The following is a 15,666-nucleotide window of genomic DNA, read 5'->3' on the forward strand; positions in this document are numbered from 1 at the left end:
TAATAAGGCATTCTCATGCCCCTTTAAATCCCTGAACCCGCTCATCCAGCTCCTTCCAGTTAGCCATGTGCTTGCTCAGCTCTGCCCAGAACTCCTTGGAGTGGTCTTTCACCTTCGTGTGGCAGAGTTCGTGTACGATGACGTAGTCGATGAGCGAAAAGGGAAGTTGAATCACGTTGGGGTTTAGCAAGATGGTGTTGCCCGCAGTGCAGCTGCCCCAGCGTTTTTCCATGGTGCGCAGCTTAAAGGCCTCGTAGACCAGCCCGGTTTGGGCCGACCACTTGCGGATGCGCGGGGTGATTTTTTCCAGGGCTTTCGCCCGGAAGAAGGCTTTTAGCGCCTGCTGGATGGCTTCTTGGGTGTTGGGGCCGGGGGCCACGTGGATACGAAAGCGGGAATGGTTGAACTCAATGCGGGCTTCGGCTACCCCTTCTTCCAGCACCACCTCCGTGTAGTACTTGCGGCCCAGGTAGCCGATGCGCGAGCCGGTTACGATGTCTCCTTCCTGCACGGAGCGCACCAGTTCCAGCTTCTCCAGCACCCAGCGGGCTTTTTTGAGCACCAGCTGGTCGGCCTCCGGTTGGGGTAGGCGGCGGCCTTTCAGCACGACGCCGTGCCCGCGCTCGACGCTGAGGTAGTGGGCCTTCAGGTCGGGACTTTCCAGCACCGTGTAGGGGATGACTTGGTCGCCGTATTGTACGCTAGGCATTCTTGTGTTTACTGAGTAGGTCCACCAGGTCCTTGGCCTTTTGGCTGGCTTCCGTGGTTGGCAGGTGGTCTTTGAGTAGGCGGCGAATCTTGTTGCGCATGTCGTTTTTGACCTCGCCCTTGTCGTGCCAGCCGACGATGCTCAGTTCGCCGTCGATGGCGACGAACAGTTGGGCGGTGACGGTGGCGGCCGCGCCATCGAGGACCGTCTTCAGGGAGTTGAACACGTCAATCTGCTGTTGGTTCAGGAACCCATGGGCGCTGCCTTCCTGGTTTTCGTTGATGATTTCGTCTTGGAGCTGGGTGAAGGCCAGCAGCAGCTGGGCCTGGTCGAGGCGCTGGGCTTCGTACTCCTTCAGCAACTCCTCCAGGCGCTGGGCCAGGGGCTTGTAGAAATCGGGGTTGCGGTCCATGCCCAGCTTGATGACGTGCTTGAGCTGGTTGCGCATCTTGAGCATCTTGGTGCCGGGCGAAGCATTCAGGATTTCCTGCTTGAATTTCTCCCGGTCGATGATACTGATGGGCTCGGCCAGCAGGTTGCGGACGCCTTCCGAGGTCAGGTGCTCGTCGATGAGCTGCTGGAGCATCTGGCTTTCCTCCTTACTCACTTTTAGCTCCTCGTCGTCGGGGTAGGCGTTGCGGGCCCGCACCTTGATTTCGTTGAATAGCTTGAAATCTCCCTGGTACTTCAGGGCTGCTACGTTGGGCAACACCACGTTCACCGACTTGTTGAAGGCCTTGAGCAGCTCCTTGAACTCGTCGCGCAGGTGGGTGGGCTCGATGTGCTGGATGCACTCGTTGATGAAACCATCCCGGTTGTAGTGGCGGTTGGCCTTGAGCGGCTTGCAGAAGGCCAGCAGCTTGCCGTGGTTGAGCTCGAGCTGAGGGATTTCGTCGTTCAGGTTCTTGAGGATATCATCCGGCCGGATGTCGCCGCTGAAGATTTCCAGGGCCTGAATCAGGTGCTTGGTGATGCCGTTGTAGTCGATGATGAAGCCAGCGGCTTTGCTCTTGTAGGTGCGGTTGACGCGGGCAATGGCCTGGAGCAGGTTGTGCTCCTTGAGGGGCTTATCCAGGTAGAGGCAGGCGGCAATGGGGGCATCGTAGCCGGTGAGCAGCATGTCGGACACCAGCAGGATGGCGGTGTTGTCGTGCTTCTTGCGGGTGCCCGACTGGTCGAGCAGGGTTTCGTCGCCGAAGGGCAGCTTAAAGTCCTCCGTTACGGCCTTGATGTCCTCGGACGGGGTGGCCAGTAGGGGCTTCAGGGCGTGGGGGTTGGCCTTGTTCCAGTTCACTCGCTCCTGCTGCTCCTCGGCCAGCGGGTCCGACTTCGGCGAGCCCAGGCTCACGACTACCTTGGTGGTGAAGTCGTGGAAGCCACTCTGCCGGAGCTGCTCGATTACCTGCTGATACTGGATGGCCGCGCGGCGGCCCGAGCAGACCAGAATGGCCTTGAACTTGTCGGCGTAAATCTTCTCGCGGTAGTGGGTGAGCAGGTGCTTGGCTATTTCGGTGACCCGCTCGGTGGAGAGCTGGTACTTGCGCAGGGCCTCGTCTTTGAGCTTGCTTTTCTTCTCCTCCGACTCTTGGGCGAACTGAGCCTCGAAGGCCGCGTCCAGCTCCTCCTTCTTCACATCGAGGCGGGCAATGCCGGCGTCGTAAAGCAGGGGTACGGTGGCCCCGTCGGCCACCGACTCCAGGATGGTGTACACGTCGAGGTACTGAGCGCCGTAGAACTCGGCCAGCGTCGACTTGTCTTCCTTGGAAATGGGCGTGCCGGTGAAGGCCACGAACTTGGCGTGGGGCAACACCGTGCGCATAAAGGCAGCCAGGAAGCCGTAGTGGCTGCGGTGGGCCTCATCGACTAGCACATACAGATTCTGCTTGTTGCTGAGGGGCACGAGTTCCAGTTCCGTACGGCGCACGACCACCCACTTGCCGTCGACCAGCTCCTTTTCTATCGTCACCAGGTTATTGCCCTCAATCACCTGGGAGGTAAGCACGGGGTTAAGTAGTGGCGGCTCGGCCAGCGCCTCAAACGTATCGTCGGGGTCGGTGGGGTTGCCAGCGCCATCTGTCGTGTCCGTATCGTCGGTGGCGTCCTTATCGGATTCCTGGAACTTCTGGAGGGTGGTGGTGATGATGCCGCCGTAGTCGTTGCGCAGCAGCATATCTAGGTGGCGCACGGAGGTGGCCTGCTGCACGCCCTTGAAGCCCACGTTCTGGAAGGTGGTGGTAATTTGCTGGTCCAGGTCCTTGCGGTCGGTGAGGATGAGGACGGTGGGGTTGTCGAAGCCGAACTCGGGGGCCTGGAGCTTGCGGGCCAGGTAGGCCATGGTGAGCGACTTGCCGCTGCCCTGGGTGTGCCACACCACGCCGCCCTGCTGGTGGTCGCGGAGCTTGGCCACGGTTTTGTTCACGGCCCGCACCTGCTGGTAGCGGGGCAGCTTTTTCACCACCTTGCCCTCGTCGAGCTCGAAGAGCACGAAGTGGCGCACCAAGTCCAGCAGGCGGTCGGGGCGGAACAGGTTAAAGAGCAGCTTGTCCTGGGCGGTAGGCTTGCTCCCCTCCAGGAGGGCCAGCAGCTCGGGCTCGTCGTCGGCCTTGAACTGGGAGTAGAAGGCGGGCGGGGTGAGGATGGCGCCGTACTTGCCGCCCACTCCCCAGATGCCCACGCAAAGCTGGTTGTAGTGAAACAGGCGCGCCGAGTTTTTTTGGTAGAACTCCAGGTCGCTGTGGGCGCTGCCCCAGGCGTTGTTGGCCCCGCTGGCCTTGCACTCCAGCACGGCTAGCGGCAGGCCGTTAGCATACACCACTAGGTCGGGGATGGAGTTGCCGGTTTTGCCGTGGTACTTCACCTGGCTGACCACCAGAAACTCGTTGTTGGCGGGGGTGTGGTAGTCAATATAGCTGATGGGCAGGGGCGTGGTCTGGCCGTCCACTTCCTGATTGAGGGAGAGGCCGGTGTTACCCTTGATGAGCTTCCAGACGCCCTCGTTTATCTCCATCAGCGACGCGCCCGGCACCGACGTTACCCGGTCGAAGGCCTTTTGCTGGTTGTGGGTATCCAGCAAAGGGTTCAGGCGCGCAATGGCAGCTTGCAGGCGCTGGGTTAGCACTACCTGGGTAATGTCGGGGCGCTCCAAGGCCAGGGCGCTGCCGGCGAGGTGAACGTAGCCCAGCTTTTCCAGCAGCGCCAGGGCGGGTTGTTCGGAGGTAAGATATTCGGGATTAGTCAGCATATAGATAATCAGCTAGTAAGAATTAGCCCACGAATTCCCGCTCCGCCTCCACAGCCCACAGGGCGTCTAGGTTGGAAGTGGGTATGCAGTCAGCGTACAAGAAGCGTACGAGCCGTTCGACTTCGGCGGCGGTGCGGGCCTGAGCTTTGGCGGGCGTCCAGGTACGGGTAGCGCCTTCCTCGGATTCGGCCGTTTCAGCCAGCAGCCGGGCGATGCCATTTACCTGGCTCACGGAATAGCCATTAGTGCATTTAAAATGAAAGTCGTAGTTCCTGACGGCGCCCGAGCGGTTCAGGCCGCGCTCCAGCAATATCAGATTACCCAGCTTGTGCTGGTCGGCTTCCCAGTCCTCGTCGGCGGCGTCGGGCTGGTCGGGGTTGCAGGGGTGGATGTGCTCGACATCGTAGTCGTTGTGGAAGTATTTGCCCAGCAGCCCGGGCTCGTCCCAATCGGGATGCTCCTGGAGGGCTCCCAGGCGCGCCATGAGTTGGCAGCGCGTGGCATTGTCGAAGATGTTTTCGCGCACGAGCTGGTCGCGCAGCCATTCGGGGTCTTCGGTGGCAATCTGCTCCCGGAGCACGGCGTTGGTATTGGCTTGCGTGGCGGCCCCGGACAGTATATGCCGGATATGGTCGAAGGTGAAATTGCGGCCGGCGGATACCTTTTTGAAGTAGCGGAGTGACTTGATGAGGTAGTAGCGCACCAGCAGCTCCTTCCACTCCTGGAATTGCGCAACGCTGTAGTCGGGCCGCTTACTAAACTGATACAGGTACACCACATCCACCAGCCAGAACTCCCCGTAGCGCGACCACCACTGCAAAGTGTACCAGATATGATAACTGCCTTTGAAATAGCTCTGCCAGGCTAAGCGGGCATCCAGAATAGCATTGAGCTGTTGGAGTGGGTCGGAACCCAGAGCATCTTTGAGCTTGACGTACTCGGGGCGCTTTTCGCCTAGCAGCAGGTAAGCAAACAGTTGCTCAAAGAAGGTATCGGTGCTAACCCCACCATGCAAAGCCCGGTTGGCTTGCGACTGCTCAATCAGGATGTACTTGTACACTGACAGCACTTCGCCGATGTTGGTTACGGGATGGCCTTCTTCGTCTTTGATGGCGTTGAGACGACCATAGAGGTCATCAATCGCGCCGAAGATGTGGTCGGAGGCTTCCGCATCGGTGGGGTCGGCGCGGCGGGCCAGGTATTCGTAGAGCTGAATCTTGAACACGTCGCCGCCGTTGAGGTCCATGCCGGCGGTGTTGATGGTGTTGAAGATATCGAGAGTTTTGGCCAGGCCGGCGCGGGTTTCGATAATGACCACGTGCAGCTGGTGCAGCACGTAATCAAGGAACTCTGGCGTGACGCGGAAGGGCGGGCGTCCTTCTTCCTCAGCTTCTTGAGCGGTGAGCAGCGTGGCCTGGATGTGGGCTGCGTTGGCGATGTAAGGATTGGGGTGCTGGGCGGCATCAATGGGCAACTCGGTTAGCGCCAGGGCCTCCGAGAACCAACATTGCTGCTCGCCCTTGTTCACGTTGGTGCGGAGCCACTGTCCGTCGCGCAGGTCAGCGCGCACCTTCACGGCCGGGAAGCCTAACTCCAGCACCTTGAAGAACAGGGCCAGGGTGGTGAGGCGCTGCTGACCATCGATAATATCAAAGTGCGTAGCGGGCTCGGGCTGACTGGGCCGGGGCATGAGCTGAGCAGTGCCCAGAAACGAAGGCTCACCCCCGCTCTGGTATGCCGCGATGATAGTTTTGAACAACCGACTCACTTCCGGCTGGCCCCAGGAATAGGGGCGCTGGTAGATGGGAATAACAAAGCTCCGGCCGTCCAGTAGTCCCGGCCTCCCGTTAGCTTGCAACAACGTGGCGGAATAGGCCTCAATAGCAAATTTCACTTCACTCATAGTGGGGTGTAAAAGGAACGGGGGAGTTATGTTCAGGCCATAACCGGCTCCGCCACCCGTACCCGCCGCTGGCCGGTGAGCAGCTGCTGCATTAGCCCGCGCTTGAGCTCCTGGTACTGGGCTTTCTTGTCGGTGAGGACTTGCAGCTTGTCGTCGACGGTTGTAAGGATTTCGGCTATTTGGCGCTGCTCGGGAAGAGGCGGCAATGCTATAGTCATCTTCGTGATGTCCGACTTTTTAACGTGGACAAAAGATGATTTGAAACCGTGTGCCTTCGTTTCAATTTCTGCTTGAGCCTGCTTTAAAATAATGTAAGCGAATGCGGAATCGAGTTTTTCGCTATCAGGCACTACCCTGAATATATGCTGATTTAGAACGGCTTTATCTCCTTTCCAAACTCTGGCTCCGAATGAGACTCCCTTCGTACCAGACCAAGCAAACAGCAGGTCATTCTTGCTGACTAAATACTTGCTTTCGATGATGCCACTGTAATAATTGAATGGTGCATCCAGCTTGTTGAGATTCTGTATTCGGATAATAGGTAAGCCTTCATTCTCCCATTCGGAAGGCTTGAAAGCCTTTCCATTTATGAGTTCCATAACCTTTCCAATCGATACAATTGACCAGCTTGATGGGGTTCTTCCAATGGGTGAATCATGGAACACACTATGACCGATGCCTTTTGTCATTAGGCGTTCCATCAGGCCCTTTTTCAGCTCCTGGGTTTGCGCCAACTGTTCGTCCATCACGGCCAGCTTCTCATCCACCGTGGACAGGATTTCGGCTATCTGCTGCTGCTCGGGAAGCGAGGGAAGCGGAATTTCAATTTTTGCAAAGACAGAATATGGAATTGACTTCCGCCTATTTATACTGCCTAAACCTACATTGTTATAGATATTCAAAAGCCGGTCAGACTTAAGAACGGTGAATAAAAATCCTGTATCAACTTTCGTTTTTTTAGCTTCAAAAACGGTGTACATCGGGCTAAGAACAGCTACATCATGCTCTGCCAAAAAACCTATGGAACCTTCATCAAGGTGTATTGTCGCATAAGCAAATTGCTCTCGCTTTATTACCTTATAAGTTGACAACTCTTTGCTGAAAACCTGTTTTTTAAAGAAGTCCAGAGAGTTGACAATACCACGATGCTTCGTAACCGAAACAACCTGTTCAACCTTCTTGTCCGTATTTTTGATACTGATGTTTTTCGTTATTTCCCCCAACGTGACGGAAGCCCATCCTTCGGGGAGCTGACTTGAGGCGGACATTTTATTAGACTTTATCATATCCCAATCTCATCCAGCAAGCGCTCCAGTTTGTCGTCAATCTCGGCTTCCTTGGCTTCCAGTTTGCGCAGGGCGGCGTGCACGGTGGGCAGGTCGATGGCGGCGGCGGCTTCGCTGCGGTCGATGTAGCGAGAGATGTTCAGGTTATAGTCGTTGGCCTTTAGCTCGGCCAGCGGCACCACGCGCATGAACTTATCTTCGTCCTGGCCCGCCTCGTAGGCCGTCAAAATGCGCTCGACATGATTCTCTGCTAACTCATTTTGGTTTTTGCCGGGGTTAAATTCCTGGCTGGCATCGATCAGCAGCACGTTGCCGCGGCGGGCGGCGGGCTTGGTTTTGGCCAGCACCCAGATGGCGGCCGGAATGCCGGTGTTGTAGAACAGGGCCGAGGGCAGGCCCACGATGCCTTCCACCAAGTCGGCTTCGAGCAGCTTCTCACGGATGCTACCTTCGGCCCCGCCCCGGAACAGAGTGCCGTGGGGCAGCACCACGCCCATGCGGCCGTCCTGCTTGAGCACGGCCAGCATGTGCTGCATGAAGGCCAGGTCGGCGTAGCCGCGCGGCGGAATACCGTAGTGCAGCCGCCCGAACTTATCGACCACCACCTTGGCGTAGTTGGGGGTTACGTCCTTTTCCTTGCCCTTTTTGTCGAGCTTCTTTTCTTGGTTTACCTCGGCCGGCGTCCACCAGCGGTCCTGGGAGAAGGGCGGGTTGGCAATTACCCGGTCGAAGAGCATGAGCTCGTTGTCGCCGTTCTTGTGCTGGGGCTCTACTAGGGTGTCGCCCTTGCGCAGGTCGGCGCTGTCGAAATTGTGGAGCAGCATGTTGAGCTTGGCAATGGCCCAGGTGCCCAGGTTCTTCTCCTGCCCGTAGAGCGAAACGTTGATGTTGTTGCCCACCTTGCCGCTCGGCTGCTGTGCAATGTAGCGCGCACTTTCGATGAGCATGCCGCCCGAGCCACAGGTAGGGTCGTAGACCTTATTGCGAGCCTCGGGCTTGATGAGGCCCACCACCAGCTGCACCACTCCGCGCGGGGTATAGAATTCGCCGCCCTTTTTGCCGGCATCGTCGGCGAATTGCTTGATGAGGTACTCGTAGGCGTCGCCCAGCAGGTCGGGGGTGTAGAGGTCGGTGTTGCGCAGCGAGTAGCGGTTGAAGTGGCGCAACAGCCGTTGCAGGGTGTCGTCGGAGAGCTTCTCCTTGTCGCCGAACTTGGTGGCCGTCATTACGCCCTCGAGCTGGGTGTTCTCGCGCTCGATGGCGGCGAAGGCCTTGTCGAGCACCACGCCCACGTTTTCGGTGGCCTTCTTCACCTCGGCCCAGCGGGCTTCAGCGGGCACCTTGAAGTAGGTTTCCTCCTCGGCATCGTCGCGGCTCACGCCGTCGCGGGCCATGATAGCCTCCACTTCCTCCTCAAACACGTCGTTGGCGCGTTTGAGGAAGAGCAGGCCGAAGATGTAGTTTTTGAAGTCGGAGCTGTCGATGCTACCGCGTAGGATGTTGGCCGAATCCCAGAGCCAGGATTCGAGGGTTTGGAGGTCGAGTTGGGGCACGGAGGGAGTGGGCTGGGTGGGCGGCGGTGTAGGAGCGCCGCCGAAAAGCGGTAATTGGGACATGCAGGTAGTCTAGCGGGGCGCCCACGGGGGCATGTTACCAAATGTAGGGCCTACCCAGCTGGAATGGAAGTCCAGCGGGTCGGACTGGGGCCCAAAAGGCGGTAAGCCACCGGATGGGATGCTACACAGTGAGCAGGGCCGAATGGGGTTGGAGTTGCTGGTAGCGGAAGCAGGAGCCGTACTCCTCGCTGAGTTCGGGCAGACCGGGGCGGTGCAGGGTGAAAGTGAGGCCCTGGGACGTATTATGTTGGTGGACAACGGCACAGATACCGAGCTTGCTGAGAAACAGCCAGCCGCCGATTTTTACCTCTTCTGGGAAATCGAAAATGCGCTTGGCAGGGGGGCGGCGCAGATTTTTCTGTAGGGCTTGAAGGCGCGGGGCAAGGGCAGGCAGGAGTTGCCGGAGCAGGGGCAAGGCCGCTGCGGTAGGAAACTGCACCTTGCCGGACAGTTCCGCGAAGTGGCCTTCCAGGCGCTGGGGGAGTTCGGCCAGGGGCCAAGCGCTAGGCCGGAGGTAGTGAATCAGGTTGGCCAGCAGCAGGTCGCGCAGCAGGGATTCACTCTTGCGCCACGGAACGGTCAGAACCAGGAGTATAGCGTTTTCAAAGCAGCTTTGCCGGAGCTCCGCTACCCGAGCTTCGAGCTGAGGCAGGGGATTGTCGTACTCCTGCAGGCCAGCGGTGTACTGCAGGAGGAAATTGCCAATATATTCGACGCAAAAGCCCTTGTGGTAATATCCTTGGTCGATTTCGCCGCCCTTATACAAGAACCACTGCATTTCCTTCTTTCCTTCCGTTTCCTCAGCATACCCGCGACCGATGTAATACAGCGCAGCATGTAGGCAAATATTGAAGATAGCCAAGTCGCGTACCGTAAGCTGCGGTAGGCTAATCATCTGGGGTATTGTGGCGGCGCCGATTGATTCCAGAGAACCAAGCTGATGATGCCACAGTCGGGTCAGAAACCGATACAAGCTTTTCCGTTCCTGGATAAATTGCTTGGTCTTCATTCGTTGGAGCTCCAACTCCACATCGATGTTCAACCCCGCGTCCTCACCGTCGGCAGAATCGTCGAAGCTTTCCTCGCCACTATCACGGTAGTTATCTACCGGGCCAGGAGTGTATAGCCGTTTGCTTACCTCGTTGAGGAAAGTGCCGATTTGTACGCCCGCGGAGCTGAGCAGGTCTTGCTGGCGGAGGTGGTCGTCGGCCTTTTGCTGGTTGAACTCTTCGGCGGTTAGGTGCTGGACGGTGGTGGCCGACTGGCTGGGCTTCTGTGCGGCGGCATTGCCTTTGCTCGTGGCGCCAGCGTCGGGGTCGTCGATGTCCACCAGGTCAAGCACTAGGTTGGCAAAGCCTTCGAAGCCGGATTGAAGCAGGGCGTCGAAACCGGCCTGAAGCTTCTGTCGGCTAGGGTCAGGGCAGTACTGCTGCTGGCTGGCCGGGTGCTGCACGAACTGGCGGCCGACCACCGTGCCATCGGCGGCTACCAGCTCCACGCGGTTTATTGACACGGGGAGCTGCTCGGGCAAATCAACGGCCAGCGGATTGGTTAGCACTCGGGGAGAGGACTCGTGAACTGGGCCTCGAGGACTGAATAAGTGGACGGTTACCGCCCCGATAGCTGGCGCGGGTAGGTGCGCCAGGTGGAGGGTGAGCAGTAGGGGCTCCATTTCGGCCAACACGATGCTGACGGGCAGGGTTGTAAACTGCTCGGATCCGCCTTCCTCCGTCAGGCCCGCCGGGCGCCGTTTGAGCTGGATGGTTCGGAGCTTATGGGCGTTGTTGGCGTTGGGCCTGATGCCGAGGCCGGTTAGGTAGTTGGCCTTATCTTGGTACAGCAGGATACTGGCTTCTTCATTGATAGCCGCCTGCTTGCCGGCGCCCATGCCCGCGGCGGTGACGTTGGCGCTACCCAAGAGCAAGAACTCGCCCTGGTCGGTAGCGAAGTGGATGAGCTTGGCATGCAGGCGGCTGGGCGTGCCGTCGTTTGATGGTCCACATTCACTCCAAAGGTGGAAACTGACGCGGTCAGTCTGGTCGGCCGGGAAGTCAGTCGGGAGTAGGCCCAGGCGGTCTTCGACCACGCACTGCAAGTTGGCCTTCGGAAATTGCTTGAGCAAATGCGTTAAGACGCGGCCCTTCTGGTCGTAGTAGGGGGATACCGTGACAATACGTTTTGCGGTAGCTCCGGCCAGATGATCGAGCGTTTGGGAGAGGATGGACGAGCGAGTATTGGTGAGGAAGGCCACCGAGAGGCCATGGTCCAGGGAGTGGAGCGCGCCAGGGTCAGAAGCGGGGAGCTGCGCCAGCCACGGGGCGAACTGTTTTATCCAAGCCAGTTTGGTGGCGGCCATACCGTGGACGCCAGTGGTGAGCTGCTGGGCATACTGCCACGCATCGGCGAATAGGGCAGCATTAGCAGCGGAGGGGGTAGCTATGTGGAAACAGCCCCAGGCCTCATCGTTGCCGCCCAGGCCCGAGGCAGTCAGGTTGCCCGAGCCGATGGCCAGCATGCCTTCCTTGGCCCCAAAGAACAGGGAGAGTTTCGGATGAAAAACCCCGCGGGGGCTGTAGATGGGGTAGATGCTAAATCCCGAAGACTCCTGAAACTCGCGGCCGGAGGCACTGGCCGACAGGTACTCCAATAGCGGGCCGTCGGTCAGGACGAGGATATTCTGGATGCCGGCCGCGCGCAGCTGACGCATCACGCGCAACTCAAAAAACTGAAAGTCGAAGCTGTAGCAGGTAAGCAGACAGGAGTGGTAGTGTCCTTTGCCAAGGGCCTCCAGATAGTTTTGCCGAGCGAAAGCCATAGAAGGATAGGGTTATACAAGTAGAGCCTTACCACGCGCCGTTAGCGTGTTGTCTTTGTCGAGCAATTTCAGATCAAGGGCCATTTCTAGCAACACATTCAAGCGGGGGCCAGAGAACCTAACTTGAATGGATTCAAGGCAGCGAAACCATTCGCCTTCCACCTCGAATTTGAGCGTTGACTGCTGGCCACTACCCATTTTGCGCATGGCAACGTATTGGTGGCGCACGATTACATCTTGGTTGGTAAAATGCCGCACGAACTGATCAAGGGGCCAAGTGAGCTTTTCTGTTAGCCGCTCGGCATAACCCAGAAAGTTGCCCTCGCGCAGCAAGCCCAAGGGCTGGGCATACTCCCGCAATTCGGGTAGGTGAGAGTAGTTGCGCTGATAGATTTTACTAAGCAGGCAAAAAGCAGCTGCCGCCTGGCCCACCGGTTCTTTGTTGGATTGTTCAATTAGGCATTCCCTGACGAAATCCTCCTCGTCTAGCTTTGCTTCCTCAATGGCCACCAGGAGAGTGGCTAGCGTGGGCTGGTCGGGCAGGTTGGGCAGGTTGGGCACAAGCTGGTGCAGCTGGGCGATAATCTGTTCCGTGAAATCCGTGAGAAATGCAGGGATAAAAGCGTAGCTGCCAGGCTCTGCTTCCAGCATTCGGAGCACCGCTGCTAAAACAGATCCACTGGCCATCTGCCAGTACTCATTGAGCTGATAGAAATACCAACCCCGGCGCGTCGGTTCTTCGTTGCCACGGCCTTGCTTTAGGTAGTTATCGATCAAAAAGCTTTCCCATGTGTGCTGCTCAGCTTGTTGCAGATGCGTGAGAAGTAGTCTTAAGGTTGTTGCCCGATGGTAAGTAGGCATGTCCGATTCCAGGGAGGGATAGTCGGAGGATGTTAGCATTCTTAAATAAGCTGCCGGCTCAACACCTTCTTGAGCAAACCGGGATAGGTCGAAGTGGTCGAACAAGGCTTGGGCATTTTTCGGGCGGAGAAGGCCGTTTTCGACACAAGCAATAAAACACTCCTGAACTTCAAGCGGAATTTGCTCAGCAAAAGCTGCTGCCAGCTCTTGGCCAGTCAGCCATCCTGTCTGGTGATTTGTACGCACGTATAATTGTTCGTCGTGGACGCTTGTACTCATGAGCCCCACCGCCCGAAGAGAGCCTGCATAATACTGACCGAACGCACCCATCCGGGCTTTCCAGTAAGTTTTTGCATTTCCTTTTGAAGGCAGGTCTGCTCCTTCATCCAGCCTGTAACCATTTGCCTCTTTGTCTACCAACATCAGCTCAGCATAAGCGCTGCCAGGAATGTGCAAGGGGCTTTTTCCTCCTAACCGGATCAATAGAGCGACTAACAGATCTGCACGGCGGATGAAATTTTGCTGACGCTTGGGGTCAACTTCGCCCACTTGGCTAGCATATTGGTCGAGCAGCCAGCAGTAGAATCCATAGTACCGGATGCGGTGGGTTACGTTCGTAAGACCGGGCAGCAACAGTCCGTACGTTACTTCTGAAGTTGCCTGGAGTCCTAACATATCCAGGCCTCGAACATTGGATAGCTTGTCACCCAGGAACGGAACTTGGGCTTTGCTTTTGGTAAGGACAGGAGTAGGCATTCAGGATATAGATGGAAGATAATTAATGGCTTTGGTTAAAAGCTAGGGCCGGAAGTTAAGCAGATCATTGGGCAATATCCATTGGTTGATGCAACTGAGTACAATTCCCTGATAGGCAGCGGTGCTTGGGTCCATTAAGGTACACCTTTCTGGCCCCTGCCAATCAGTAGCGACTTATCCCGGAAAGGCGGGGCCAGAAAGTGGGGCCAGCTGCGTATCTTCATGGCCCCACTTTCCTGACCCATTTACCATGAATTTCGGTTACGCCCGCGTCTCGGCCAAAGACCAGCACCTCGATACCCAACTCGCCCAACTCCAGGCTGCCGGCGTTGACCGGGTGTTTCAGGAAAAGATCAGCGGCGCCACCATCCAACGGCCTATGCTCACCGAGCTGCTGGCCACCTTGCGGGCCAGTGATACGGTGACCGTGGCCCGCTTGAACCGGCTGGGCCGCAACAGCGCCCACATCATGCAGCTGGTGGCCGAGCTGCACGAGCGCCAAGTGCGCTTCGTCGCCCTGGATTTGGGCATCGACACGGCCACGCCCGCCGGCCGGCTGGTGCTGGGCATCTTCGCCGCGCTGGCCGAGTACGACCGCGAGAGCATCCGCGAGCGGGCCACGGCAGGTATTGCCCTGGCCAAAGCGCAGGGCAAGCACCTGGGCCGCCGTCCGGGTGTGGATGAGAGTAAGCTGGCCAAGGTGCAGGCCTGCCTGGCGGCGGGAATGTCCGTGCACCAGACCGTGGCTGCCTCGGGCGTGAGCGAGTCCAGCGTCAAACGTTACCGCCGTCAGGTAGAGCAGCGCAATCCGCCCGCGGAATGAGGCACGGCAATTCCGTGTGTCGCGTCACACACTAGATACCACCCAATTCTGTCCAGCCAAACTAGACCACTTCAAATCAACTCTTTTCCGCTATTGACTTACCAGCTAAAAAGTTGCTTATTTTTTGCGTATAAACATCACTCGTTAGCGCATCCATTGCCCCCAGGTGGTCGCACTTAACGGCTAATACGTCCCGCCGCTGCCGACGGCGAGTCGCTTGGGCAATGGCCAGAGCGTCCGCTACTGAAGACCGCGGGTCTTGCGTAGGAGTAATTAGCAGCCAAGGGCATTTCACCTTTGGCGGTATCGATTGATAAGTGGAGGCATCTAGGGGCAAAGTAACAGTCTTTTGTTTAGTGGCATAATAGACCACAAGCCCTTGTGGATTTGCTATATAGCTGTCTGTTATTAAAAAGTCACACTTAGTTGTCGCCGCAACTTTGGCTCCCAGAATCGCACCCATTGAGTAGCCTAAAATGCCGACTCGTTGGTGCGGGAGGCGCCGCCGAACCTCTGCGAAGGCGGTGCGTAAGTCCGTAGCGAACTCTGGGTAATACAAGCGGTTTGGATCAATGGCGAAGGCCTCGCTGTGTCCAAAGCCCCGGTAATCAAACAGCATGACCTGATAACCAGCGGCTGCCATTACTTGGGCCTGGCCGAGCTGATACGACATGTTGCCGTAATCAGACCCCGCAAGCACCATCGTCGTATGTTGGTCGGGAGCGCCCGCAATAGGCTCAACCAGCCACGCGGCGAGGTGCACGTGGTCGGGTGTCGTGAGTGTTAGTTGTTGGTATTTCATTCCCAGTGTGTCCGGCTTGGCCCACCAAGCGGCCAGCGGCTTGCTTGCCCAAGCAGTAATGGTCTGAAAAAGCAGAAAGGCGAGTAAGCAGAACCGAATCATAGAATGAGGTTGAAGTAAGAGCAGGGCAATACGCTCCAGCCTTTGATGGATACTCGTTGTTGAAGGTGGTTGCAGCAGACCCTGAACCGGAAAAGCACCAGGCCGGCCGCACACCGCGCAGCGCCCCAAAACCGTACTTACTCCGAGGTGATTCTGAGAAGGTGCATTACGTTAAGTAACGATTCCGCGATAGAAAACGAATATATACGTACTGCCCCTTTTTGAATAAGTGGAATTCATCGGACAGTAAAAGAGGTGACCATAAAGGGCTTGTTGAAGTGGCCGTAAGAAGGCCATCCGAAAGCCGTAGAAGAGCGTGCGTTGCTTACCCTTCACCTGCTTAAGTAGTCAAACCTACCTGTTTCGAAACAGACCAAGAAGATTATTAAACCAACGACGTGTTTGCCAACATCAACTCTTCTCTGGCAGCAACAGGCCGCCGTTCACCCGGCCTTTATGTCTCGTCCTAGAAAAAGTTGACCAAAAACTTGGTTAACTTATGGCATCACTGTCTGACTTGCGTATGCAAAAGCACGCGCTTTCCATGCGCCAAATGGTGGCTGAAATTCATCTGGGCAAGCTCAACATTGCCCAGGCCGCCGCCAAATTTGAGCTCACACGTAAAACCGTTCGGCACTGGATCGACCTGGTCGAAGCAGAAGCGGAGGCCAACGGCTTGCCCCCGGCTCCCCCACCATGCCCACCTGGAGCCAGGAAACGCACAACTCGTCCGGCGCCGCAGGATAGCGAAG

The 15,666-nt window shown here is 57.3% G+C and carries 10 protein-coding genes; 2 read left to right on the forward strand and 8 right to left on the reverse strand.

Annotated features, from left to right (window positions below; all coding sequences use genetic code 11):
- Positions 1–13: 13 nt before the first annotated feature.
- From H145_RS0116335 to H145_RS0116365, 7 genes are all read right to left on the reverse strand, one after another.
- Positions 14–709 carry a M48 family metallopeptidase gene (locus H145_RS0116335; RefSeq protein WP_019949233.1) on the reverse strand — a complete coding sequence of 232 codons (696 nt, stop codon included), beginning with the start codon at positions 707–709 and terminating at the stop codon, positions 14–16.
- Positions 702–3,950, reverse strand: a complete 3,249-nt coding sequence (locus H145_RS0116340) for a type I restriction endonuclease subunit R (protein ID WP_019949234.1) — start codon at positions 3,948–3,950, stop codon at positions 702–704. The genes H145_RS0116335 and H145_RS0116340 overlap by 8 nt, the downstream gene beginning before the upstream one ends.
- A gap of 22 nt (positions 3,951–3,972) precedes the next feature.
- Positions 3,973–5,853, reverse strand: coding sequence for a DUF262 domain-containing protein (locus H145_RS0116345; RefSeq protein WP_019949235.1), 1,881 nt, complete (start codon positions 5,851–5,853; stop codon positions 3,973–3,975).
- 32 nt (positions 5,854–5,885) lie between these two features.
- Positions 5,886–7,121, reverse strand: a complete 1,236-nt coding sequence (locus H145_RS23005) for a restriction endonuclease subunit S (protein WP_169513206.1) — start codon at positions 7,119–7,121, stop codon at positions 5,886–5,888.
- Positions 7,122–7,135: 14 nt separating this feature from the next.
- Positions 7,136–8,755 carry a type I restriction-modification system subunit M gene (locus tag H145_RS0116355; protein ID WP_157541706.1) on the reverse strand — a complete coding sequence of 540 codons (1,620 nt, stop codon included), beginning with the start codon at positions 8,753–8,755 and terminating at the stop codon, positions 7,136–7,138.
- A gap of 121 nt (positions 8,756–8,876) precedes the next feature.
- Positions 8,877–11,570, reverse strand: a complete 2,694-nt coding sequence (locus H145_RS23010; RefSeq protein WP_019949238.1) for a phospholipase D-like domain-containing protein — start codon at positions 11,568–11,570, stop codon at positions 8,877–8,879.
- A 12-nt stretch (positions 11,571–11,582) separates the two neighbouring features.
- Positions 11,583–13,187 carry a hypothetical protein gene (locus H145_RS0116365; RefSeq protein ID WP_019949239.1) on the reverse strand — a complete coding sequence of 535 codons (1,605 nt, stop codon included), beginning with the start codon at positions 13,185–13,187 and terminating at the stop codon, positions 11,583–11,585.
- Between the two features lie 250 nt (positions 13,188–13,437).
- Here H145_RS0116365 and H145_RS0116370 point away from each other — a divergent pair, with 250 nt between their 5' ends.
- Entirely contained in the window at positions 13,438–14,010 is a 573-nt protein-coding gene (locus H145_RS0116370; protein ID WP_019949240.1) for a recombinase family protein, read from the forward strand.
- 76 nt (positions 14,011–14,086) lie between these two features.
- On the opposite strand, the gene H145_RS0116375 is transcribed toward H145_RS0116370, so the two are convergent.
- A complete protein-coding gene (locus H145_RS0116375; protein WP_019949241.1) occupies positions 14,087–14,914 on the reverse strand; it encodes an alpha/beta hydrolase in 828 nt (275 codons plus the stop codon).
- A 499-nt stretch (positions 14,915–15,413) separates the two neighbouring features.
- Here H145_RS0116375 and H145_RS24280 point away from each other — a divergent pair.
- Positions 15,414–15,666: helix-turn-helix domain-containing protein (locus tag H145_RS24280; protein ID WP_240471711.1), on the forward strand; the 253-nt coding region annotated here is incomplete at its 3' end.

Source organism: Hymenobacter aerophilus DSM 13606 (assembly GCF_000382225.1).
In the GTDB taxonomy this organism is placed as follows: domain Bacteria; phylum Bacteroidota; class Bacteroidia; order Cytophagales; family Hymenobacteraceae; genus Hymenobacter; species Hymenobacter aerophilus.